Below are 22,929 nucleotides of genomic sequence, written 5' to 3'. Positions count from 1 at the left end.
GTCACCGCCCGTCCGTGCTCACTCCTCGGCCTCGGCGGCCTCGCCGTCGGCCGCCGCCTCGGCGGCGTCGTCGGCCGCGCCGCCGTTGTCGTCGCAGACCACCTCGTCGCGCGGGGTGTAGCGGGTCCGGTAGGACTCCCGCCTCACCTCCTCGCCGCCGTTCTTGAAGACCCGCTCGACCTCGACGTCGAAGCCCTCCAGCGGCGGCTGCGGCACGCAGTCGTCGGCCACGCCCTCGCGGGTGCCCGGCTCCACCACGTTGGTCCGGGGCCCGGTCACCGACTCGACCTCGTCGTACTTCTTCGTTCCCAGGAAGCTGATGGTCACCGAGGTGTCCGTGGAGCTCGCCAGGATGTAGACGGCGTTGCCCGAGTCGTTCTCGAAGCGGTTGTCGAGGTGACCCCAGGCCACGGTGGCCTCCCGGCCCTCGGGGTAGCGCTCGATGTAGAAGGAGTGCGCCCCGTACTCCACCGGCTTCACACCGGCGAAGAAGACGGCGTTGAACATCGTTGTCGCCACCGCCGAGACACCGCCACCGGCGGCGGTCTGGTACTGGTCGTTGAGGATGATGATGCCCTCGACGAAGCCGTTCTCCTCGGTTCGCTCGCCGACGGTCTCGTTGAAGCTCCAGATCTCCCCGGGCATCACCAGTGAACCGCTGATCAGCTCCGCCGCGCGCCCGATGTTGGTGATCCGGTACGGGGACGGGTCGAAGTTGACGGTGAACGAGGACATCTGCTCGGTGATGCCCAGCTCGTCCAGGTTGTCGGCGGTCAGACGGGGCTCGGTCTCGTTGACCGGGGCCCCGGCGGAACGCGCCGAGCCCTCCTCGGTGAGAAGCGGCAGGATGGTGTCGGTGAGCCGCTCGGCGTCCAATTCTCGGCCGATCCGGGCGTCCTCCCGGACCACGACGTTCTCCCCGTCCAGACCGAGCACGGCGTCGCGCGGCTGCTGGACGAGATCCTCGGTGGCGGAGACGAAGGAGGGATCCTCGGCGAGGGCGGCCCCGTCGAACTCCGGCACCAGGGTGCCGCCCCCGTCCGCCTCCATACGCAGGTGGTTTCCGAGCACGACCGCCGGGACGGAGACACTCTCCCCGTCCGCGGTCAGGGTGACCGGGCCGGACATGGCGGGCTCGGCGAACTCGCGCAGCGCCCGCTCGATCTCCGCCTCGTCGATCAACGGTCGCGCCTGTTCGACCGGCAGCTCCACGGGTCGCTCGACGGAGTCGTTGAGATAGGCGTACCGGACCTCTCGCAACGCCCCGTCCACGTCCAGCGCGGTGCCGGCGACCGGTTCGGTCACCACGGGCGCACCCTCCTCGAAGGAGATGGCACCCTCGCGCAGCTCGGTGCCGCCCTGTTCGCCGAGCGCGGCCAGTTCCTCGCGGGTCCGCTCCTCGTCCACGGTCACCACGGGGTCCACCTCGCCGCCGGTGCGACCGATGATGCGGCCCAGCAGACTGGGGCGGTTGGCCCGTTCCACGGTCGCCCCGAAGTCGGGGGCCATACCGGCGGCGGTCGGGTCCAGCTCGAGGGGCTCGGAGTCCTCCGGGGATTCGTCGGCGGAGCCGATGACGATCTCGATGGGCTCGTCGGCGGCCGGACCCAACTCGTCCGCGAGTCGCTCCTCGGCGGCGGTCGGGGTGAGCCCGCCGATATCCACGCCGTTGACGGTGGTGCCCGGGGCGATGGTGTCGCCCCCGACGAGGGAACCGACCAGCAGCGCGCCACCGATGCCCAGGGCCACCACGCCGCCGATCACGGCGGGGCGGGGGAGCGCGGCGAACCGCTCCAGCGGGCCGGGACGCCGTCCGGGATCGCCGGGGTCACCGGCGTCGCCTCCGGCGCCCGGTTCCGCGCCGGGCGGATCCCACGCGGGACGCTCCGGTATGCGGGGCGGCTCGGCGGGTGGTGGCGGCGCGTGAGACACGGGACTCCCTCGGGCGGATGAGCGGGTGGGCCGGCTCCGGGCGGGCGTTGTTCGGTGGTGCCGTGCCGACCGACGCCCCGGGCCCGACTCGTCGCAGGTTAGCAAAACGAGGTGGGGGCGACGAAAGGGAACTCGGGGTGTATTCGATCACTTCACGGCAAATACCCGGGATCGCCGGCATTCGGTGGAAACCCCGGATTGGGTAAAAACCCCTGGAAAGCGGGTGAAACGGCCCTCCCTCCGGAGGGTCGGACCGGTGCCCGACGGGGGATGCCGGGGCGCGCCGCGCCTGAACGCCCGAAGGGGCACCCCGGCCGGGGTGCCCCTTTCCTCCATGTCCCCTCGCGTCCCCTCACGTCGCGGGACGGTAGACCACCAGGGCACCCGGCCGCTTCTCCAACAGCAGGGCCGAGGGCGCGGGTGCCGTCTCCCCATCGCGGGCCAGCGTCCCCACGCCGTCCAGTTCGGAGAGCTCCAGACGTCGCAGCCGGGCCGCGGTGTAGACCCGCGAACGACTCATGGTGCCCAGCAGCGCCGCCCCCACCAGCCGGGTGCGGGCCAGCGGGGTGTCCCCGTCTATGGTCCGCACGTCCAGAAGTCCCTCGTCCATCGCCTGTCGGTGCACCGGCGCGAAGCCGTCGGGCAGGTAGCGACCGTTGCCTGCGAAGAGCAGCCACACCCGGTGGGGCCGTCCGTTGACCCGGATCTCCAGCGGCTCCGAGGTGCGCAGGACCCGGAAGAGGGAGATCACGGCGGCCGGCCACTTGCCGAGGCGCTCCTCCAGCCGCTCCCGCTCGGCGACCAGCTGCGGGTACATCCCGATGCTGAAGGTGTTCACGAACGGGTAGCCCGCGCCGTGGTCCTCGGTCTCCCGGTGGGCGCCGTCCTCACCCGCCACACCCGGTGAGCCGTCGAGCCGCCCGGTGCGGGGCCCCCGGCCGTCGGCCGATGCGGCGAGCGGGCGGGCCAGCGCGAGGTCCACCCGGATCGCGGTTCCCCCCTCCACCGCCGCGGCGGTCTCCTCCGTCGAGTGCACGCCCAGGTCCTGGGCGAAGTGGTTGAGCGTTCCGCCGGGGAAGACCGCCAGGGGCACGCCGCGTTCGGCGGCCCGCTCGGCGGCCGCGTTCACGGTGCCGTCCCCGCCGCACACGCCGAGGGCGCCGCCGACCTCCGCCGCCCGACGGGCCGCCCGGTCCAGCGCCTCCACCAACCCCGGCCCCTCCTCGTCACCGGCGGGACCGATCTCGGTGACCTCGGCGCGCGGCAGCAGGCGGGCGATGCGTTCCGCCGAGTCCGGACCGGGGAACGACATCGCCGAGGCGCCCGCACCCGCGTTCACCACCACGAACAGGCCGTGCCCCTCGCCCAGGGCGGGGGCCGCCGCCATGTGCCGGATCTCCGGTGGCACCACCGGTCGTCGCGGCCACCACCGCAGCGTGAGCACGGCGGCACCCGCCCCCAACAGCCAGCCCGCCAGCACGTCACCGGGATAGTGCACGCCGACGTGCACCCGGGAGACACCCACCGCGGCGGCCAGCGGCGCCACCACGGCGGCGTGCCGGGGCGACTCCAGCGCCACCCCGGTGGCGAACGCCGCGGCCGAGGCCGCGTGCCCGGAGGGGAAGGACCAGGTGTGCGGTTGCCGACTCAGCCGGCGTCCCAGCGGCACCTCGTCGAGGGTCGGTCGCTGCCGTCGGACGCCGGCCTTCACCAGGGTGTTCACGGTGAGGGAGGCGATGGCCATGGCGCCGAGACCGCGCATCGCGGCCCGTCCGGAGCGGTGTCCCCCCAGCGCGGCGATTCCGGCGGCGGTGGCCATCCAGAGCCTGCCGTTGTTCGCGGCCCGGCTCAGCCGGGGCAGCACGGCGTCGCCCGGCCGGGAACGGCGGGCCGCCATCCGGGCGAAGAGCCGCTTGTCGAACTCCGAGATCCTGTGCCGCATCCGCGCTCCCATCCGCCCGCGTTACGGGCGGGTCCGACCCGCCCACCGGCGGCCCCCGGCCGCCGGTGGGCGAGCCTACCCCCGAGTTCCGGCGGCCGAACGGAATCCGTTCCCGGCGCCGTCGCGTCGTGCGGCGACCCCACCGGTCGGGCTCCGCTCCCGGCCGGCGAACCCCGCCCGTCGGGAGCCCTCCGGCCGGTATAAAGACGGGATGACCTCGCATTCCCCCGATCCCGATCCCGACCCCGGCCCCGCTTCCGCCGACGGTCGGTCCGTCACGCTGGAACACGTGGCGCGGGCCGCCGGGGTGTCCCGGGCCACCGTCTCCCGCGTGATCAACGACGAACCCACCGTCGACCCCGGCCTGCGCGCCCGGGTGGAGCGCGCCATCGCGGAGACGGGATACGTCCCCAACCGCGCGGCCCGCTCCCTGGTGACCCGCCGCACGGACTCCGTGGCCCTGGTGGTCTCCGAGCGCGAGGACCGGGACGTCTCCGGCCCGTTCGTCGGCAGGATGTTCACCGATCCCTATTTCGGGCGGGTGGTCACCGGGCTGCTGGGCGTCCTGCGCCCGAAAGGGATCCAGCTGAGCCTGATGCTCGCCGACGACGAACCCTCCCGCGAGCAGTTGGCCGGCTATCTGCGGCGGGGACACGTGGACGGGGTCGTGCTGATCTCCTCCCACCCCGGCGACTCCCTCCCGGCCCGGTTGGCCGGTACCGGCCTGCCGGTGGTCCTCGCCGGGCGTCCGGCGGTCCCGGTGGCCCTCACCTATGTGGACCTCGACCAGTTCACCGGTGCCCGGCTGGCCGCGGACCGCCTGTTGGCCGAGGGACGGCGGCGACCGGCGACCATCTCCGGCCCCTCGGACATGCCGGCGGGCCAGGAACGACTGGCCGGTTTCCGGGCGGCGATGGCCGCCGCCGGCGTGGTGGAGGTGCCCTGCGCGGAAGGGGACTTCACCCGCGAGTCGGGCGAACGCTGCATGCGCCGGCTGATGGCCGACCACCCCGACCTCGACGCTGTCTTCGCCGCCTCCGACCTGATGGCCTCCGGCGCGTTGGCGGCGCTGCACCGCCTGGACCGGCGGGTACCGGGGGACATCGCGGTGATCGGCTTCGACGACAACTCCGTGGCCGCCGCCTGCGAGCCGCCGCTCACCACGGTGCGCCAGCCGGTGGAGGAGATGGCGGCGGAGATGGCACGGCTGTTGCTGCGACGAATCGCCGAACCGGGGGAGGGGACGCCGCCCTCGGTGGTCTTCCACCCGACGCTGGTGGTGCGCGAGAGCGGGTGAGGCGGGCCGGGAAACGGCGAGCCCGGGGGTCGGGGAGGGCGCGCTCCCGACCCCCGGGGAGGTGGCGACCGGTGATCCCGGGGAAGCGGATCACCGGCGGTGGATCACCGGGCGCGGATCACCCGCCGTGACTCACTGATAAACGCGTACCCAGTCGACCGCCATCCGCTGCGGGAAGACGCTGGAGGAGTCCGGCGGACCGGGCCAGTCGCCGCCGACGGCGCTGTTGAGGATGAGGAAGAACCTCCCGTCGAAGACCCACGGGCCCACCGTGGTCTCCAACTCCTCCCGGTCCACGGTGTGCACGACGTGGCCGTCCACGGTGAAGATCATCCCCTCGCTGTTCCAGTCCAGCGCGTAGAGGTGGAAATCGTCACCGAAGGACTGCCCCTCGGGCAGGGAGAACGAGGACCCGTACCCGCCGCCGCCGAAGTACGCCGGGGCGTGCAGCGTGGAGTGGACGACGTTCGGTTCGGAGCCGATGTGCTCCATGATGTCGATCTCCCCGACGTGCGGCCAGGGACGACCGTCCTCGAAGAACGAGGAGCCCAACATCCAGAAGGCGGGCCAGTGCCCCCGGGTGCTGGAGACCTTGATCCGGGCCTCCACCCGGCCGTAGGCGAAGTCGAGCAGGCCGTGGGTGTTGATGCGACCCGAGGTGTACTGGCAGGTCGTGCTGCCCGACAGCGGGTCCACCGGGCAGGTGGTGCCCGGCGTCTCCTGCCGCCGGGCCTCGATCACCAGTTGGCCCTCGCCGTTCAGCAGGGCGTTGTCGCCCTCGGTGTAGTACTGCAGCTCGTTGTTCTGCCCCACGCCGGGGTCCGAGCGCCATTTGGTCGGGTCCGGGACGCTGCCCGCCGGGCCCTCGAACTCGTCGCTCCACACCAGTTCCAAGGGCTCTCCCGGGTTCGGCGGCAGCGGCGGCGGCGCGATCGGGTCCCCACCGGTGCCGTACACCGAGAACTCCCACAGGGAGTAGCCGTAGGGGCCCGCCCGCTCGGTGCCGTACATCCGCACGTGACGACCGGTGTTGTCGTCCGCCGGGATGTGGATGGTCTCCATCAGCCCGCGCCCCTCGGTGGTGGACCACACGGTGCGCCACCGTTGACCGTCGTCCGAGAGCTGGATCTCGTGGGAGCGGGCGTGGGCCGGGTCCCACTGCAGGACGACCCGGCTGATCTCGGCGGGCGCGCCGAGATCCACGGCGATCCAGCCGGGGTCGGTCCACCCCACCTCGGGTTCGGTGGCCCAGCGGCTGGCCGGATCGCTGTCGAATGCCTTGTCGGGGCCGCACTCCCGGCAGTTCCCGTCGTGCTGGGAGGAGGAGGCGGTGCCGGGCCTGCCGTGGGAGAGCAGTACCTCGTCGCCCGGCGCAGGACCGGGATCGGTGCCGCCGTCACCGGCCGCGCGCACCTCGAACTCCCACAGCGAGAAGCCGTATTCCGTGGCCCGCTCCAGACCCCGCATCCGCACGTAGCGGCCGGTGCCGGAGACCTCCAGGTCCTCGGTTCCGCCCGCGGAGTCCGTCGCTTCGTGGACGGTGGTCCAGCCCTGTGCGTCGTCGGAGAGCTGGATCTCGTAGGAGGCCGCGTGGGCGGTCTCCCAGTCGAGCACGATCCGCTCGATCTCCACCGGGGCGCCGAGGTCCACGCGCAACCACTGGTCGTCGGCGAACGCGCTGGACCAGCGGGTGCCCCGGTCGCCGTCGACGGCGGACGAGGCGGGGAAGGCGTCGGACTCGGTGGAGGAGGCGACGGCGGGTCTGCCCTGTGAGATCGGGGTCGGCTCGGCGGCGGCGCCGGTGGCGGTCAGCGGGGTGAGGCCGAGGGCCGCCACGACCATGGCGATGCCGACGGCGAGGGGGCGGGTCCGCCGACGGCGGGGGGATCCGCGGCGTCCCGGCGGTGCGACGGTGGTGGGTGTCATGTCCCGTCCCGTTCCTTTCGTGAGGCCGTGCGGTGCGGGTGACGTGGGTGGTGCGGGATGAGCGATGAGCAGCCGGGGCGGCGGGATGGCGCGGCGGTGCGGGCCGGCCCGGACGGGTGGGACGGGTGGGACGGGTGAGCCCCGCCCGTCCGGACGCGACGGGGGATCGAAAGGCCGAAGGAGGGCTCTCAGCCCTCCGGGGTTCGCGGCCCGGGCGGTTCGGCGATCCCGGAGAGTTCGGCCAACTGGTCGTCGCGGCGCTCGACCTGGCTTTCGGCCAGGGCCAGCGCCTCCTCGTCGGAGCCGGCGTCGAGCAACCCGGAGGAGACCAGTCGGGAGTGCTCCAGGTGCTCGCGCAGCAGGTCGATGACGGCGGTGTCGAAGCGTTCGGGCGGTTCGGCGGCCACCTCGGCGAGCCGGCCGTCGGTGACCATGCCGGTCATGTGGTGCCCCTCGTGGGGGTTGGTGTCGGGGACGCCGGCCTCCTCGCGGAGGGCGTGCAGCCCCTCCAGTTCGGTTCGGTGGCTTTCCGCCAGCCGGTCGGCGAAGGAGGCGAGGGCGTCGTCGTCGGTGCTCTCGGAGACCAGGTCGAGCAGGAGCAGGGTGCGGTCGTTCATGGGGATCATCAGTTGGAGCCAGGCCAGATCCGATCCGGTCAACCGGTCCCGCGCGGCGGCTCCGGCGGACGCCGGGGTGCCCGCCGGGGTGTCCGGCTCCGCGTGGTGCCCCCCGTCGGTGGTGGCGGCATCCGGTCGCCCGTCGGGTGCGGGGGAACCCCCGCACCCGACGAGCACCGACACCGCGACCACCGCGACCACCAGGGAAGGACGGGCCGTCCGCGCCGATCGGGGGAGCACCGCGCCCCGACGGGGTCCGCTCATCGGCGAACCCCGCCGGTCACCCGACCGCGGGGGTCAGGGGCGACCATCGGGGCCGCACTTGATGACCGGGTTGATGCAGTCGCGCACCCGACGCTCCATCTCGTCCTCGGGCCAGGCGTTGAACAGGTCCCCGTGCATGGTGTAGCCGGGGCCCGAGGCCAGTTCGAAGCGGGAGGGGTCGCCGTTGACCGGGTAGCGCAGCACCTGGCGCAGCTTGGGCACCGGCACCGGATGGCTCTCCGGGCACCGGCCCGCGACCGGGTAGGACATGTGGCTCTTGTGGTCGGCCGAGTCCAGGTTGACACCGTCCCAGCACTGCGGGAAGTCCAGGTAGGACTCCATCATGGTGTCCGGGGGGCACTCCACGAAGTCCTTGGAGGGCTCCACGTGGCCCGCGTGCAGGCAGGACCAGCGCGAGGACGCCTCGTCGGGGGAGGTGGCGACGGCGTTGCCCGCGAGCATCTTCAGGCCCGGCGGCATCGGCCGGATGTCGGCGACGACGTCGTCGTTCACCCCCTCGCCGAGGTAGTAGAAGGTGGCGGTCGCCGGCTCGACGGGCTCGCCGTCCACGAAGAGGGTCGGGACCCAGTAGCCGGACAGGTCGACGTGGGGGTCGCAGTTGCTCTCGCCCTGCAGCAGGTCCTCGACGGTGGTGTGCGCGTCCACGGCATCGTTGCCGAAGAAGCTGTGCATGTGCGAGGCGCCGGGCAGGTTGGGGAAGACGATCGGGTCGTCCGGCAGCCGGTGGCTGAAGGTGCACTCGGCGACGAACTCGGCGACGCGCACCACGTCGGCGGCGACCTCGGCGCCCGGGTCGGCCTGTGCGCCGGAGGAGCCGGTCATCAGCTGACCGGCGCCCAGGGCCGCGGCGACCACGATGGCGGCCGGGACGACGTGGCGCGGGCGCAGCCGGCGTCGGCGCGCGTGGCCGGCCGGGGCCCCGCCGGCCGGGGCCGTCCCGGGGTCGGTGGGAGCGGTGGGGGAGTCGGACATGGTTCTCCTGATCGGTGGGGTCCGGCGCACCGGTGCGAAGTCCTTCGCGCGAGCGAATCGCGATCGGGTGTCGGGTGGGTGAACCGGCGGACTGGAGAGAGAGGCGCGAGAGCGCTCTCTTGAGGGGTGGAACATAGGTTCCACCCCGCGATGAGTCAAGCCGTGAGGAAAAACCCGTAACCTCGCGGGCCGTTCCGGAACAAAACGCCCATCGGGTGGCCATGGATCGTGTCCCCGGCGTGTCCTCGCGCGAGACGATCCCGTGATGTTTCGGAGAGCGCTCTCACAGCTATGGCCCCCGCGCGGGGATGCCGTGGTGATCTTTCCGGCATTTCCCTCTCCGGTGACCTGTCGGGGCGAGTGCTCCCGACATCGTGATCCATCTTCCCCGACGGGGGTTACGGGCTCCCGAAACCTTGTTGAGGTGCGATAAAGAATGGTCTCGGGGCGGGTCGGGGCGGGTTCGTGGCGATCTCCGGAAACCCTCGGACGCCAGGGGCTTCGACTTCGGAAGGCGACTCCGCCGGGGGAGCGCTCTCCGAAATGTTTCCGCGAGGTGTCTTGACGGTCTCGCCCGGGGGGAGTTGACTGCGCGCACCCCCACCGCCGGAACCGGTTCCGGAACCGGTGCCGTACCGCGTCCCGTCCGGACGCGGGTCCCCCTCGCCTGCCCCGGGAGTTCCCATGCGTGTGACCATCGCCGATGTGGCCCGCACCGCCGCGGTCAGCAAGACGACGGTCTCCCGGGTGCTCAACGGCAAGGGCGAGGTGGATTCGGGAACCGCGGACCGGGTCCGCACGGTGATCGCCGAACTGGGTTACGTGCCCAGCTCCCGCGCCGTGGGGCTGGCCCGCGGGGACAGCCGCACCCTCGCCATCCTCGTTCCCTCCCTCACCTGGCCCTGGGTCAGCGAGATGCTCCAGGGGGTCGCGGACGTGGTGGAGGCCGCCGGGTACGGGCTGTTGCTGTTCACCTGCAACCGGGGCGAGGCGTCGATGGCCCAGTTCACCGGCCAGGTCTCCGCCCGGGCCTTCGACGGGCTGCTGGCGATCGTCCCCGGTGACACCCTGCCCGCCATCGAGGCCCTGCACCGGCAGGGACTGCCGCTGGTGCTCATAGACGACCAGGGGCAACGGCCCACCTTCCCCGCCGTGGCCACCACCAACACCGCCGGCGGCGCGGCGGCCGCGCGACACCTGATGGAGACCGGACGCCGGACCCCGCTGGTGGTCGCCGGTCCCCGGCACTTCGGCTGCGTCAGCGATCGACTCACCGGCTTCTCGGAGGTGATGCGCGAGTACGGGGTCCGACACGATCCCGCCCTGATCGTCGACAGCGAGTTCACCCTGCCCTCCGGCCAGACCGCGGTGGAGCGCGCGCTGGCCTCCGGCCGCCGCTTCGACTCCGTCTTCGCCCTCAACGACCAGACCGCGGTGGGCGCGCTGCGGGCGCTGCGGGCGGCCGGCCGCCGGGTCCCCGAGGACGTCGCGGTCGTCGGCTTCGACGACCTGCCGCTGGCGGTCTCGGTCGACCCGCCCCTGACCACCGTCCGGCAACCGATGCACGCGATGGGGGAGACCGCCGCCCGGATGCTGTTGCGCCATCTGGGCGGTGCCCCCCTGGACCCGGACCCGGTCGTCCTGCCCACCGAACTGGTCGTCCGCGCCTCGGCCCCCGGCTGACCCGCGGACATCGTCCGGGTTCGCCACACGGCGTTGCCGAACCGTCCCGTACCCCTCCGTCCGTGTCGTCCCGGGCTGTTTCCCCGCCCCGGGTCGTCCACCGCCCGTCGCCGCCCCGAACCGACGGTCGTCCACACCGCGACCGCCGTCGTTCCCGCGCGCCCCGAACCTCCGTGCCCGGTCCCGTTCCGGGCCCGGAAGCACCGTCCCGATCCACCCGCACACCCGGAGATCACCCATGAGAGTTCGTCCCCGTACCCGCAGAACCACGGCGGTCACGGCCGCCCTTCTCGCCCTCGGCGTCCTCGCCACGGCCTGTTCCGGAGGATCGCAGAACGCGGGCAACGCCTCCGCGAAGAATGACGGCGTCCTGAACATCGGCATGCCGAACGGCCCGCAGGCCAACAACAGCAACCCGTTCCTGGACACCTCCGCCGGCGCCTCGCTCGGCTACCGCTCGGTGATCTACGAGCCGCTGGCCATGCCCAACGTCATCCAGCCGGACCGGGAGCCGGCCCCGTGGCTGGCCTCGGGACACGAGTGGTCGGACAACTTCCACGCCCTGGAACTGACCATCGTCGACGGGCCGGAGTGGTCCGACGGCGAGGAGTTCGGCCCCGAGGACGTGGCGTTCACCTTCGAACTCATCCGGGACACCCCGGCCTTCAACGGCTACAGCATCCCCTTCGAGGACATCACGGTGGACGGCGACACCGTCACGATGACCTTCGGGGCCTCGCAGTTCACCAACCGCAACCGGATCCTGGAGACGTTGATCGTCCCCGAGCACATCTGGTCGGAGTTGGACTCTCCCGAGACCTTCGACAACCGTGAACCGGTCGGTACCGGTCCCTACGTCATCAAGAGCTTCACCCCGCAGACCATCACCCTGGCCCGTCGCGACTCCTACTGGAAGGGTCTGCCGGAGGTCGAGGAACTGCGCTACACCTCCTACAACGACAACAACGCGCAGACCACCGCCCTGGCCAACGGAGAGACCGAGTGGTCCTTCGTCTTCATGCCGGATCACGAGCGCATCTATCTGGACCGCGACCCCGAGCACCACCACCTGTGGTTTCCCACCGGCCTGGGGGTCCACGGCCTGTGGCTCAACACCGAGCGAGCCCCTTTCGACGACCCGGCGGTGCGTCGCGCGGTCTCCCTGGTGATCGACCGCCAGGCCATCCACGAGCAGGCCCACGCCGGCCTCTACCCGGCCCTGGAGAACCCCACCGGCCTTCCGCTCCCGGCCGGCGAGCCCTTCCTGGCCCCCGAGTTCCAGGGCGTCGTCATCGAACCCGACGTCGAGGCGGCCCGTGCCGAACTCGTCGATTCGGATTATGAATTGGACGGTGACACGCTGCGCGGTCCCGACGGCGAGCCGGTGTCGGTGACCCTGACCGACCCCGCGGGCTGGTCCGACTACCTCACGGCGCTCTCCATCATCGAGGACAACCTCAAGGAGATCGGCATCTCCGCCCGGGTGGAGACCCAGACCGTCGACGCCTGGCGCAACGCCGTGGACACCGGTGATTTCGACGCCACGCTGCACTGGGCCAACACCGGTCCCACCCCGTACGACATGTACCAGCACATGATGGACCCGGCGGTCTACCGCCCGCTCGGCGAGGCCTCCCCCGGCGGTAACTTCGGCCGTTTCCGCAACGACGACGTGGACCGGGCCCTGCGCGAGTACGCCGAGTCCCCCGACGAGGACGTGCGCACCGAGGCGCTGTACGACCTGCAGCGGATCATCGTCGAGGAGGCCCCGGTCATCCCGACCGTAGCCGGTCCGATCGGCGCCCAGTACAACACCCGCAACTGGGTGGGCTGGCCCGACGAGTCCGACCCCTACGGCCCCCCGCAGCCCACCCAGCGCAACGTCCTGGACATCGTGCTGCGCCTGGAGCGGGCCTCCTGACCCGGTCGGCGCCGGAAACCCCTCGGCGGGACCTCCCCGCCCGGTTCCCCGACCCACCGCCCGATCGCCGCTGCCGCCCACCGCGTGACCGGGACCGGCCCGGCCCGCCCCGACACGGGGGTGGGCCGGGCCGGGGTCCCGGCCGTCTCCCCCCGTCGGCGTCGTGCCACAGCCGCCGCGATCCGCCGCGCCCCGCGTTCCCGCCCCACCCCTGGAGACCACCTCGTCATGCAGGAGAAGACCACCACTCCACCCGGAAGCCCACCCGGAAGTTCACCCGGAAGCGACCGCGAGGTCGTTCTGGAGGCGCGTCGGCTCACCAAACACTTCCCCGTTCGCCGCTCGGTACGGACACCTGGCCGCGGTGAACGGCCCGTCGTGCACGCGGTGGACGACGTCTCGCTGACCCTGCGCCGGGGCGCGGTCACCGCCGTGGTCGGGGAGTCCGGTTCCGGGAAGTCCACCGTGGCCCGGTTGCTGGCCCGGCTCCACCCGGAGACCTCCGGGGAGCTGCTGTTGGGGGGCACCGCCGTCTCCCGTCGTGGCGGACGCGCCTTCCGCGCGTACTGCCGACGGGTGCAGATGATCTTCCAGGACCCCTTCGGGTCACTGAACCCGGTGCACACCGTGCGCTATCACCTCACCCGCGCGCTGCGTGTCCACGGCCGGGTCGGGAAGGGCGCCGCGGAGACCGAGAAGGCGCTCACCGAACTGCTCGGCCGTGTCCACCTCACCCCGGCGGCCCGCTACCTGGACGTCTTCCCGCACGAACTCTCCGGTGGCCAGCGCCAGCGGGTGGCCATCGCCCGGGCCATGGCCGCCGACCCCGAGGTGCTGCTCGCGGACGAACCCGTCTCCATGCTGGACGTCTCCATCCGGCTGGGCATCCTCAACCTGCTGCGCGACCTGAAGGAACGCCTGGACCTGGCGATCCTCTACATCACGCACGACATCGCCTCCGCCCGCTACTTCGCCGACGAGACCCTGGTGATGTACGCCGGACGGATGGTGGAGGGCGGTGACAGCGAGACCGTCACCCAGCGGCCGGCCCACCCCTACACCCAGCTCCTCGTCGCCTCGGCGCCCGACCCCGACCGGATCACCGGCGTCGACGCGGGCGTGCCGATCGGGGAGGCCGGCGCCCCCCGGGCCGACACCGGCGGCACGGTCGACATCGGGAAGACCGGGAAGACCGCGCGGGAGGGGAGCGCCGCCGGCACCGACTCCGACACGGGACCCGAGACCCCCGACATCCCGGTCGACGCCGACGACCCGCTCTCCCGGGACCGGGGCACCGGCGAGCCGCCGAGCCTGATCTCCCCGCCCACCGGCTGCCGCTTCCATCCGCGCTGCCCGTTCGCCATGGAGCGCTGCCACACCGAACTCCCGCCGCGCTTCGACCTCCCCGAGCCGGGCCACTGGGCCGCCTGCTGGTTGCACGCCCCGGAGGCCGTCGCTCCGAGCGGCCCCGACGACGCGACCGCGACGTCGCGGGAGGCCGTCGCGCCGGGAACGGGGGCGGCGTCGTGAAGTTCGTCCTCCAGCGCCTGGCGTTCTACCTGCTCACCGCCTGGGCCGCCATCACCATCAACTTCCTCATCCCGCGCCTGATGCCGGGTGACCCGGTGCAGTCCCTGATCAACCGGTTCCAGGGACAGCTCAGCAGTCGGGCCATCGACTCGCTGCGCACCCTCTTCGGCCTGGACGAGGAACGTTCGACCTGGCAGCAGTACCTCGACTACCTGGGCAACATCTTCACCGGTGACCTCGGCACCTCCTTCACCTACTTCCCCACCGGGGTCTCCGAGATCCTGGCCCAGAGCCTGCCGTGGACCCTCGCCCTGATGGGCATCACCACCCTGCTCGCGTTCGTGCTGGGCACCGCCATCGGTATCCACGCCGGTTGGCGTCGGGGCTCCTGGCTGGACGGCATGCTGCCGCTGACCACCTTCTTCTCGTCCATCCCCTACTTCTGGCTCGGGCTGATCGCGATCGCGGTGTTCGCGGTGCAGTGGCCGGTCTTCCCCGCCTCCGGGGGCTTCGACAACTCCCTGGTGCCCTCGTTCGGCCTCGAGTTCATCGGCAGCGCGCTGTACCACGGCATCCTCCCCGGCATCACGATCGTGGTCAGCGCGGTCGCCGGTTGGATCCTCGGCATGCGCAACATGATGGTGACCGTCTCCTCCGAGGACTACGTCCTGGTGGGGCAGGCCAAGGGACTCTCCGAGCGCCGGGTCATGTACGCCTACGCGGCACGCAACGCGATCCTGCCGAACATCTCCAACTTCGCCCTCTCGCTGGGCTTCATCGTCGGCGGCACCCTGCTGGTGGAGATGGTCTTCTCCTACCCCGGCATCGGTTACGTCCTCTTCCAGGCCGTCGCCGCCAACGACTACCCGCTGATGCAGGGGGTCTTCCTCATCATCACGCTGGCCGTCCTGGTGGCCAACCTGCTGGCCGACGTGGCCTATCTCCTGCTCGACCCACGCACTCGACGGGAGGCCTGACCATGGGCGTGCAACCCGCCGCCACCGCGCAGGCGAACACCGCCCCGGCCCCCGCCCCGCGCCGGGACCGGCTGCGCTTCCTGCGCAACCGCAAGACACTGATCGGTCTGACGATCATCGGGGTCTTCGTGCTCATCGCGGTCGCCGGTCCCTGGATCGCCCCCCACGACCCCTCCGCCCGGGGCCCGGAGATCCTCCAACCCCCTTCGTGGACACACCCCTTCGGGACCACCCAGACCGGCCAAGACATCTTCTCCCAGATCCTGGTCGGCACCCGGGGAGTCCTGGTCGTCGGCTTCACCGCCGCCCTGATCGCGAGCGTGCTCTCGGTCCTGGTCGGGGTCACCGCCGGCTACCTCGGCGGCGCGGGCGACGACGTGCTCTCCTCGGTCAGCAACGTCTTCCTGGTCCTGCCCGGCCTGCCGCTGATCATCATCATCGCGAGCTTCCTGCCCGACAGCAGCGACCTGGCGATCGCCGCCGTCATCGGCCTGACCGGTTGGGCCTGGGGAGCGCGGGTCCTGCGGGCCCAGACCCTCTCGCTGCGCAACCGGGACTGGGTGCAGGCGGCCCGGGCCACCGGCGAGTCGACCTGGCGGATCATCGTCTTCGAACTGCTGCCCAACCTCACGGCCGTCATCGCCTCCGGCTTCATCGGCACCGTCATCTTCGCGGTGCTCTCCAACATCACCCTCGCCTTCATCGGCGTCGCCGACATCTCGCACTGGAACTGGGGCACCGTCCTGTTCTGGGCGCAGAGCAACCAGGCGCTCGCCCAGGGCGCCTGGTGGTGGTTCGTCCCGGCCGGCCTGTGCATCGCGCTGCTGGGCACGGCCCTGGCCCTGATCAACTTCGGCATCGACGAGTTCATCAACCCCCGTCTGCGCACCGCCGGGGCCCGCGACCGGAAGGTGCGGATGCGGATCGGCTTCACCCCGGTGGTCCGCTCCGACCGATCGACCGCCGAACCGGCCGGGACCGGGAAGCCCACCGACCCGACCCCGCCCACCGGCCCCGCCGACCCGCCGGTTCCCGCGACGGACACCGCGCCGGGCGGATCGGCGGACCGACCCCGTCCGTCCGAGGAGTCCCACCGATGAGCCAACCCCCCGTCCTGGAGGTCCGCGACCTGCACGTGGACTACGGCCTCGGCGACTCCGCCGTACACGCCCTGACCGGCATCGACATCACCCTGCGGCGCGGCGAGATCCTCGGCCTCGCCGGCGAGTCCGGCTCCGGCAAGTCCACTCTCGCCTACGCCGTCACCCGGCTGCTCCCGCCCCCCGGCGTGATCACCGGGGGAGAGGTGCGCCACCACGCGCGGGACGGTTCGGTCACCGAGATCCTCGACCTCACCGACCGCGAGCTGCGGGCCTTCCGGTGGAAGGAGATCTCCCTGGTCTTCCAGGGGGCGATGAACTCCCTCAACCCCGTGCACTCCATCCGCAGCCAGCTCACGGACGTGCTGGCCGCCCACCGGCCGGGCATGGGCCGGGCCGCCCGTACGGAGAAGGCCGTCGAACTGCTCCACCTGGTCGGCATCCCCGCCGACCGCCTCTCCGGCTACCCGCACCAGCTCTCCGGCGGGATGCGGCAGCGCGTGATGATCGCGATGGCGCTCGCCCTGGATCCCGAGATCGTCATCCTCGACGAGCCCACCACCGCCCTGGATGTGGTGATGCAGCGCCAGATCCTCACCCGACTGGCCGACCTGCGCGACCGCCTGGGCTTCTCGGTGGTCTTCATCACCCACGACCTGTCCCTGCTGGTGGAGTTCTCCGACCGGATCGCCATCATGTACGGCGGCCGGATCGTCGAGCAGGCCCCGGCCCGTGACCTGTACCGCGAGGCACACCATCCCTACAGCCACGGCCTGCTGCACTCCTTCCCCGCCCTGCACGGCCCGCGCCGGGAGTTGACCGGCATCCCGGGATCACCACCGGACCTGCGCGCGATGCCGAGCGGATGTGCCTTCCATCCCCGCTGCCCGCGCGCCTTCGAACCCTGCGACCGGGAGACCCCCCGGCTGCTTCCCCCGTCCCGGGCGGACGACCGGTCGGAGCACCCCGGCCACCCCCCGAACGGGACGGCCCCGTCCCGTTCCGTCGCCTGCCTGCTGCACACCCACCACGGATCTGGAGTCTCATGACCGCCGCCCCGTCCCGCACCACCGCCCCCACCGGTCGCCCGGTCGCCGAGGCCGTCGCCGGACTGCCCACCGACTTCCGGTGGGGCGTGGCCACCTCCTCGTACCAGATCGAGGGGGCCACCGAGGCCGACGGCCGCACCTCCTCGATCTGGGACACCTTCTGCCGTGTTCCCGGTGCCGTCGAGGGCGGCGAGAACGGCGACATCGCCTGTGACCACTACCGGCGGATGCCGGAGGACGTCGCGCTGATCGCCGACCTCGGTGTGGACACCTACCGGTTCTCCCTGGCCTGGCCCCGCATCCAGCCGCACGGCAGCGGATCGGCCAACGCCCGCGGCCTGGCCTTCTACGACCGGCTGGCCGACGAACTGCTCGCCCGCGACATCACCCCCTGGATCACCCTCTACCACTGGGACCTGCCGCAGGAACTGGAGGACGCCGGCGGCTGGCCGGCGCGGGACACCGCCGAGCGCTTCGCGGACTACGCCTCCCTGGCGTACGCCGCGCTCGGCGACCGGGTTCGGCACTGGACCACGCTCAACGAGCCCTGGTGTTCGGCCTGGTTGGGCTACCACACCGGTGAGCACGCCCCCGGCCGCAAGGACTTCGGCGACGCCATGCACGCCGTGCACCACCTGCTGCTGGGGCACGGGCTCGCCACGAGTCGGCTCCGCGAGGCCGCCGGCTCCCGCCCGCTGGAACTGGGCATCACCCTCAACCTCGGCCACCACGCGCCGGCCGGCGACTCGGCGGAGGACCTGGCCGCCGCCCGCGCCGCCGACGGCATGGGCACCCGGCTCTACCTCGACCCGCTGGTGAACGGCCGCTACCCGGAGGACGTCCTCGACGCGCTCGCCGCGCGCGGCGTCACCATGCCGGTGCGCGACGGGGACATGGAGACCATCGCCGCCCCCCTGGACGTGCTGGGCGTCAACTACTACTCCAGCCACCTGCACAGCGGGACGGCGGAGGACGGCTCCACCACCGACGCCGACGGCCTGCCCGTCGTGCGCGGTGTCGACCACGGACGCCCGCGCACCGCGATGGGGTGGGAGATCGTTCCCGAGGGGCTCACCGAACTGCTGCTGCGCCTGCAGCGGGACTACGGCCTGCCCACGGTCATCACCGAGAACGGCGCCGCCTTCGACGACCGGCCGGCGGCCGACGGCTCGGTTCCCGACCTCGACCGCGTCGCCTATCTGGACGAGCACATCCGGGCGGTGGCCCGGGCCCGGCAGCAGGGGGTGGATGTGCGCGGTTACTTCGCCTGGTCGCTGATGGACAACTTCGAGTGGGCGTACGGATACGCGAAGCGGTTCGGGATCGTGCGGGTGGACTACGACACCCAACTGCGCACGGTCAAGGACAGCGGCCTGTGGTACGCCGACACCATCCGGGCCACCCGGGGGAGTTGAGTCGTTCCGTCCACGGACCCCGGCCGGGAACGGCCCGGGGAGGGGCGGCGTGTGGTGGCACGGGACCGGGGGCGCGGTGTCCACCGCGCCCCCGGTCCCGGCGGACCACTCCCGCGCCGGGCGGGCCGACGGGACACCGGCCCCCGTCGGCCCGCCCGCCACGTCCCGGAGCGGCCCTTACCGCACGGGGTCCCGCCCGACCCGACCCGTCGGACGTCATCCCTCCCGGGGCGACGATCACGGGTCGGGTCGGGAGGGCCGACGCCCGGGGTCGTGGGGAAGCCGCCGGTCCGCCCCGGAGGCGGACCGGCGGCCCCGCGCCACCGCACGGATCGACTCAGGCCACGGTGAGGTTGGTCGGACGGGAGTTCTGGCCGCTGCCACCGGCGTTGAAGCCCAGCGTCACCGAACCGCCGTCCGGCACCGAACGGTTCCAGTCGACGTTGGAGCAGGTCACCCGGTTGCCCTGCTGGGAGCACTCGGCGTTCCACGCGTTGGTCAGCCGCTGGTCGCCGGGGAAGGTCCAGGAGACGGTCCAGCCGTTGAGCGACGCGCCCGAGCAGGAGATGGCCACCTCGCCGGTGAAGCCGCCGGACCACTGGTTGGGCACCCGGTACTCCGCGGCGCAACCGCCCCCGGGGTTGCCGCCGCTGCCCGAGGTGGTGCCCCCGTCGGAGGAACCCGCGGACGTGCCCGCCGTGGTGCCGGAGGTGCCACCCGACGTGGTTCCCGAGGTGGTGCCGGAGGTCGTGCCCCCCGTGGTGCCGCCCGGCCCCCCGTCCCGGGCGTTCTGGGCCAGTTCGTGGGCGATGTCGGGGTTGAACTGACCGGCCGGCCCGGCACAGCCGTCCACCTCACCCGGCGGCTTGATCCAGAAGTAGGCGTGGATCTGCGGGTCACCGGTGTTCGCGGTGGGGGCGATACCCACCCCGCGACCGCGCGGATCGCACCACTCGCTGTCGGCCGTCGGCCCCAGGCCGTTGCGGCTGGTGTCGATGACGGCGCCCAGTCCGGAGCCGCCCAGATGGTTCAACACGTTCTTGGTGAAGGCCACCTCGTCCGGGGTCGCCCGGAAGTTGGAGGTGTTGCTGAAGATGCCGTTCCCGTTCTGCACCACCCCGGCGGCGCGCAGGCGCTCGGCCATCACGGCGGGGCTGTGCCACGAGGAGTGGCCGGCGTCGTAGTAGACCCGGGCGGAGGGGTTGGCCGAGCGGATGACCTGGCCGGCCCGGGAGAGCGAGGCGTAACGGGCGGCCCGCTCCTGCGCGCTCAGGCAGTGGACCAGGGCCAGCGCGTCCGGTTCGAGGATCACCACGACCGGCCTGTTGCCCAGACCGGCGGCGAAGCCGTCGATCCAGCGGTCGTACGCGGCCAGGTTCGGTGCGCCACCGGCCGAGGCGCCGCCGCAGTCGCGGTTCGGCATCTGATAGGCCACCAGCACCGGGACCTGTCCCGCGGCGGCTGCCGGGCCGGTGACGGCCCGCACATCCGACGTGACGGTGGAGGGGCTGTAGTAGGCGAACCAGATCCCCTGGGCGCGTTCACCGATGACCCGGCTGATCAGCGGCTGTCGGGGGTCGCCCTGGTTGGCGGCGGTCCAGCGCGCCACCTGGGAATCGGGGTCCCGGTAGAAGTTGGTGCCGGACGGCAGTTCGGCGGACGCCTGTTGCGGCATGGCGAACAGCAGGCCGCCCGCCAGAGCGGCGACCACCCCGCCGACGAGTGCCCCGAGGCGTTTGCGTCGGGGCCGGTGGTGCCTACGGCTCTTGTTGATCACTTCGCTACTCCGCATCTTTCCCGTGGGGGAGTCGACCGGCCCGATGCGAGACAGGGCGCGGTGACAGGTGGCGATGGGAGCGCTCCCATGGTCCGGCAGGCTACAACGTCCCGTCGAAGCTGTAAACGCGTCGCGTCCCGGCATCCGGTTTCGACTCCGGGGCCCGGTCCGTCCCACCGGTCCCGGTACTCATCGGTGGGCCCCGGAGGTTCCTCGGAGCGCGATCGCGGCCGCCTCCCGGCCGATCGTCCCCTCCGCGGCCGCCGCCGGCCCGACCGGCTCGGCCGGGGGGATCCGCACCGCCAGCGCGAGGGTGTCGTCCGGATGCAGGACCACGGTGTGCATGTCCTCCGCCACCGCGCCCGGAAGCTCCTCCAACGGGCGCCGGGCGTGCTTGCGGACCGACTCCATCAACCGGATCTCGCCCTCGCGCGGGTCCCGGCGGCTCTCGGTCAGACCGTCGGTGTAGAGCATCACCAGATCACCCGGCGCCACCGGGACCCGCAGCAGCCGTTCGCTGCCCGGCAGCGGGAAACCGATGCCCCGGCCGGGCACCTCCAGGTACTCCGCCGTGCCGTCCCCCCGCACCAGCAGCGCCGGTGGGTGACTGCCGTTGGCCAACTCCAGTACACCGGCGCGCAGATGGATCCGGGCCAGCAACACCGTCGCCATCAGGTTCCGGTCCAGCGGCAGCAGCACCTCGTCGGTGCGCGCCACGATCGACTCCAGGGGGTGCCCTTCGAGGGCGAGGGTGCGCACCGCGTGGGTCACCGTCAGCGCGCTGCGGGTGCTCGTCACACCGTGTCCGAGCGCGTCGACCACCGTGATGTGCACCGAACCGTCCGGCAGGGCGAACCAGTCGTACAGGTCCCCGCCGGTGGGGGCGTCGGTCCCGGCGGGCTCGTAGTGCACCGCCAGTTCCAGCCCCGGCAGTTCCAGGGGCGGCGGACGCAACGCGTCCTCCAGTTCCCGCAGGATCTGGCCGTGTGCGGTCCGCAACCGCTCGTCCCGTTCCTCCAACTGGACGTAGAGCGCGAGCACGCCCCGGTTGGTCTCGGCGAGTTCGTACTCCAGGTCCCGGCGCGCGGCGGCCAGCGTGTCCATCCGTCCCAGGACCGCGAGGAGTTCCTCCTCCACCGCTTCGCCGTCCGAGGAATCGGCGTCCGCCGTTCCGTCGGGGGTCCGCGGCAGCGGGATCCGCCAGGTCAGCGCCCCGTCGGACCCCTCCTCGGCCGGCAGCGGCAGGTCCTCGGTGTTCAACCGTCGCCCGGTGCCGGCCGGTCGGCAACCGACGACCAACAGTCCGGGACGGTCGTCCGCCTCCCGTTCCACCGAGGAACTCAACCGCACGCACCGTCGGGCGGCGAACTCCCCGCGGGCCGACGCGGTCACGGACAGCACCAGCCGGGCCCGCGTCTCCACGGGCAGCCGGTGGTCCAGCGCGAGGCGGCGCACCGCGCGCCGCAGCCGGTCCGGGGCGCGGTGACGGCCGGTCTCAGAGGTCATGGACTCTTCGTGTCCCGAGGGTCAGCACCGTGCTGTCGTCACGGGCGATGCGGTGGGCGTGGGTCAGGGCCGCCGCCAGCAGCGGCGGCGGCAGGCGCAGGAGGAAGGGCGACGGGGTCCTGGTCCAACGCTCGTCGATGCCGTCACTGTGCAGCACGACCGTCGATCCGCGCGGCGGATCCACGCGCCGCACCACCGGCCGGGGCATGTTCCAGCCGACGATACCCGGCGGACCGGAGGCGACGGAGGTGATGGTCCCGTCCGGCGACACCACCCGGCACCGGATGTTGCCCACGCCGCACCACTCGGCGCGGCCCGGCCGGGTGCGCAACACGGCCACGGCCGCGCCCCGGGTGTGGCGCAGTCCCTTGTTCAGGGCGGTCAGCACCTCCGGCAGCGGCCGGTAGGGATCCCGACGGTGCACACGGACCGCTGCCCGGGCCACCTCGGCCGCCGTCTCGCCGTGTCCGAGGGCGTCGACCAGCACCAGGGTTCGCACCCCGTCCGTCTCGTCGACCCTCCAGGCATCACCGCCGACCCGCTCACCCTCCGCCGGCAGACAGATCGCCCCCAGCTCCGGGTCGCCCGCCGGGCGGTGGCCGGCGGAGAGCCGGGCGGAGACCGCGGTGCCCGTTCCCCACTCGCTGCGGATGGTGAACTCGTGGGCGATCCGACGGACCGCCCCCAGCCCACCGCCCAGTGTGCCCGCGGTGCTGTATCCGTCGGTCATGCACAGCGCGAGATCGGCCATGCCGGGTCCCCGGTCGACGGCGACGACCTCCATCGCGTCGCCGGGCGGCAACGGCTGGATGTAGACCACGCCCCGGGAGGCGTGCTTGACGAGATTGCCGGCCAGTTCCCCGGCGATCACCGCCGCCTGTTCGGACAGCGCGTCGGTCCATCCCAGGGAGAGGGCCGTCTTTCTGGCCACGGACCCGGCGTGCTGGACGGAGCTCTCGTGGTCGATGTGGATCTGTGAGGTGAGCGGTTGGGGCACCGG

General features: G+C 72.4%; 16 protein-coding genes. 8 read left to right on the top strand and 8 right to left on the bottom strand.

What is annotated here, in order from left to right:
• Positions 1 to 18: 18 nt before the first annotated feature.
• Entirely contained in the window at positions 19 to 1,749 is a 1,731-nt protein-coding gene (locus LZF96_RS11485; protein ID WP_233869977.1) for a VanW family protein, read from the bottom strand.
• A gap of 535 nt (positions 1,750 to 2,284) precedes the next feature.
• The gene (locus LZF96_RS11480) at positions 2,285 to 3,874 is read right to left on the bottom strand and encodes a bifunctional phosphatase PAP2/diacylglycerol kinase family protein (RefSeq protein ID WP_233869796.1); all 1,590 of its coding nucleotides are present in this window, start codon (positions 3,872 to 3,874) and stop codon (positions 2,285 to 2,287) included.
• A gap of 211 nt (positions 3,875 to 4,085) precedes the next feature.
• On the opposite strand from LZF96_RS11480, the gene LZF96_RS11475 reads away from it, so the two are divergent.
• Positions 4,086 to 5,171, top strand: a complete 1,086-nt coding sequence (locus tag LZF96_RS11475; RefSeq protein WP_267940757.1) for a LacI family DNA-binding transcriptional regulator — start codon at positions 4,086 to 4,088, stop codon at positions 5,169 to 5,171.
• Positions 5,172 to 5,303: 132 nt separating this feature from the next.
• Here the strand turns inward: LZF96_RS11475 and LZF96_RS11470 are convergent, their stop codons facing one another.
• The 3 genes from LZF96_RS11470 to LZF96_RS11460 all read right to left on the bottom strand — a co-directional run bounded on the left by LZF96_RS11470 (position 5,304) and on the right by LZF96_RS11460 (position 8,971).
• Positions 5,304 to 7,097: a discoidin domain-containing protein gene (locus LZF96_RS11470; RefSeq protein WP_374203196.1), complete on the bottom strand. Its 1,794-nt coding sequence runs from the start codon at positions 7,095 to 7,097 to the stop codon at positions 5,304 to 5,306.
• A 188-nt stretch (positions 7,098 to 7,285) separates the two neighbouring features.
• On the bottom strand, positions 7,286 to 7,978 hold the full coding sequence (locus tag LZF96_RS11465; protein WP_233869793.1) for a DUF305 domain-containing protein: 693 nt from the start codon (positions 7,976 to 7,978) through the stop codon (positions 7,286 to 7,288).
• A 33-nt stretch (positions 7,979 to 8,011) separates the two neighbouring features.
• Positions 8,012 to 8,971, bottom strand: coding sequence for a DUF1996 domain-containing protein (locus tag LZF96_RS11460; protein WP_374203195.1), 960 nt, complete (start codon positions 8,969 to 8,971; stop codon positions 8,012 to 8,014).
• A gap of 684 nt (positions 8,972 to 9,655) precedes the next feature.
• On the opposite strand from LZF96_RS11460, the gene LZF96_RS11455 reads away from it, so the two are divergent.
• The 7 genes from LZF96_RS11455 (at position 9,656) to LZF96_RS11425 (ending at position 18,646) form a co-directional block, all read left to right on the top strand.
• On the top strand, positions 9,656 to 10,654 hold the full coding sequence (locus LZF96_RS11455) for a LacI family DNA-binding transcriptional regulator (RefSeq protein WP_233869791.1): 999 nt from the start codon (positions 9,656 to 9,658) through the stop codon (positions 10,652 to 10,654).
• Between the two features lie 238 nt (positions 10,655 to 10,892).
• Positions 10,893 to 12,575 (top strand): ABC transporter substrate-binding protein, encoded by a 1,683-nt coding sequence (locus tag LZF96_RS11450; RefSeq protein WP_233869788.1) that lies wholly within the window; start codon positions 10,893 to 10,895, stop codon positions 12,573 to 12,575.
• Between the two features lie 228 nt (positions 12,576 to 12,803).
• The gene (locus LZF96_RS11445) at positions 12,804 to 14,105 is read left to right on the top strand and encodes an ABC transporter ATP-binding protein (RefSeq protein ID WP_233869785.1); all 1,302 of its coding nucleotides are present in this window, start codon (positions 12,804 to 12,806) and stop codon (positions 14,103 to 14,105) included.
• A complete protein-coding gene (locus LZF96_RS11440) occupies positions 14,102 to 15,082 on the top strand; it encodes an ABC transporter permease (protein WP_233869782.1) in 981 nt (326 codons plus the stop codon). Before LZF96_RS11445 ends, LZF96_RS11440 begins: the two co-directional genes overlap by 4 nt.
• 2 nt (positions 15,083 to 15,084) lie before the next feature.
• Complete coding sequence (locus tag LZF96_RS11435) at positions 15,085 to 16,182, top strand: ABC transporter permease (protein WP_233869779.1); 1,098 nt, start codon at positions 15,085 to 15,087, stop codon at positions 16,180 to 16,182.
• Positions 16,179 to 17,231 (top strand): ABC transporter ATP-binding protein, encoded by a 1,053-nt coding sequence (locus LZF96_RS11430; protein WP_233869776.1) that lies wholly within the window; start codon positions 16,179 to 16,181, stop codon positions 17,229 to 17,231. The genes LZF96_RS11435 and LZF96_RS11430 overlap by 4 nt, the downstream gene beginning before the upstream one ends.
• On the top strand, positions 17,228 to 18,646 hold the full coding sequence (locus tag LZF96_RS11425; RefSeq protein WP_233869773.1) for a GH1 family beta-glucosidase: 1,419 nt from the start codon (positions 17,228 to 17,230) through the stop codon (positions 18,644 to 18,646). Before LZF96_RS11430 ends, LZF96_RS11425 begins: the two co-directional genes overlap by 4 nt.
• A 337-nt stretch (positions 18,647 to 18,983) precedes the next feature.
• On the opposite strand, the gene LZF96_RS11420 is transcribed toward LZF96_RS11425, so the two are convergent.
• The 3 genes from LZF96_RS11420 to LZF96_RS11410 form a co-directional block, all read right to left on the bottom strand.
• A complete protein-coding gene (locus LZF96_RS11420) occupies positions 18,984 to 20,423 on the bottom strand; it encodes a glycoside hydrolase family 6 protein (RefSeq protein WP_233869770.1) in 1,440 nt (479 codons plus the stop codon).
• A gap of 189 nt (positions 20,424 to 20,612) precedes the next feature.
• The gene (locus tag LZF96_RS11415) at positions 20,613 to 21,929 is read right to left on the bottom strand and encodes a PP2C family protein-serine/threonine phosphatase (protein ID WP_233869767.1); all 1,317 of its coding nucleotides are present in this window, start codon (positions 21,927 to 21,929) and stop codon (positions 20,613 to 20,615) included.
• Complete coding sequence (locus LZF96_RS11410; protein ID WP_233869764.1) at positions 21,919 to 22,926, bottom strand: SpoIIE family protein phosphatase; 1,008 nt, start codon at positions 22,924 to 22,926, stop codon at positions 21,919 to 21,921. The genes LZF96_RS11415 and LZF96_RS11410 overlap by 11 nt, the downstream gene beginning before the upstream one ends.
• Positions 22,927 to 22,929 lie beyond the last annotated feature (3 nt).

This window comes from Streptomyces sp. ST2-7A (assembly GCF_021390475.1).
In the GTDB taxonomy this organism is placed as follows: Bacteria; Actinomycetota; Actinomycetes; order Streptomycetales; family Streptomycetaceae; genus Streptomyces.
The sequence above is the reverse complement of the archived record's forward strand: the minus strand, read 5'-3'. Positions and strand labels throughout refer to the sequence as shown.

Excerpts from the sequence above, each read along its gene's own strand:
- LZF96_RS11435 (WP_233869779.1), top strand. The coding sequence starts at position 15,085 with ATGGGCGTGCAACCCGCCGCCACCGCGCAGGCGAACACCGCCCCGGCC.
- LZF96_RS11415 (WP_233869767.1), bottom strand. The coding sequence starts at position 21,929 with ATGACCTCTGAGACCGGCCGTCACCGCGCCCCGGACCGGCTGCGGCGC.
- LZF96_RS11455 (WP_233869791.1), top strand. The coding sequence starts at position 9,656 with ATGCGTGTGACCATCGCCGATGTGGCCCGCACCGCCGCGGTCAGCAAG.
- LZF96_RS11460 (WP_374203195.1), bottom strand. The coding sequence starts at position 8,971 with ATGTCCGACTCCCCCACCGCTCCCACCGACCCCGGGACGGCCCCGGCC.
- LZF96_RS11470 (WP_374203196.1), bottom strand. The coding sequence starts at position 7,097 with ATGACACCCACCACCGTCGCACCGCCGGGACGCCGCGGATCCCCCCGC.
- LZF96_RS11445 (WP_233869785.1), top strand. The coding sequence starts at position 12,804 with ATGCAGGAGAAGACCACCACTCCACCCGGAAGCCCACCCGGAAGTTCA.
- LZF96_RS11480 (WP_233869796.1), bottom strand. The coding sequence starts at position 3,874 with ATGCGGCACAGGATCTCGGAGTTCGACAAGCGGCTCTTCGCCCGGATG.
- LZF96_RS11425 (WP_233869773.1), top strand. The coding sequence starts at position 17,228 with ATGACCGCCGCCCCGTCCCGCACCACCGCCCCCACCGGTCGCCCGGTC.
- LZF96_RS11465 (WP_233869793.1), bottom strand. The coding sequence starts at position 7,978 with ATGAGCGGACCCCGTCGGGGCGCGGTGCTCCCCCGATCGGCGCGGACG.
- LZF96_RS11475 (WP_267940757.1), top strand. The coding sequence starts at position 4,086 with ATGACCTCGCATTCCCCCGATCCCGATCCCGACCCCGGCCCCGCTTCC.
- LZF96_RS11430 (WP_233869776.1), top strand. The coding sequence starts at position 16,179 with ATGAGCCAACCCCCCGTCCTGGAGGTCCGCGACCTGCACGTGGACTAC.
- LZF96_RS11450 (WP_233869788.1), top strand. The coding sequence starts at position 10,893 with ATGAGAGTTCGTCCCCGTACCCGCAGAACCACGGCGGTCACGGCCGCC.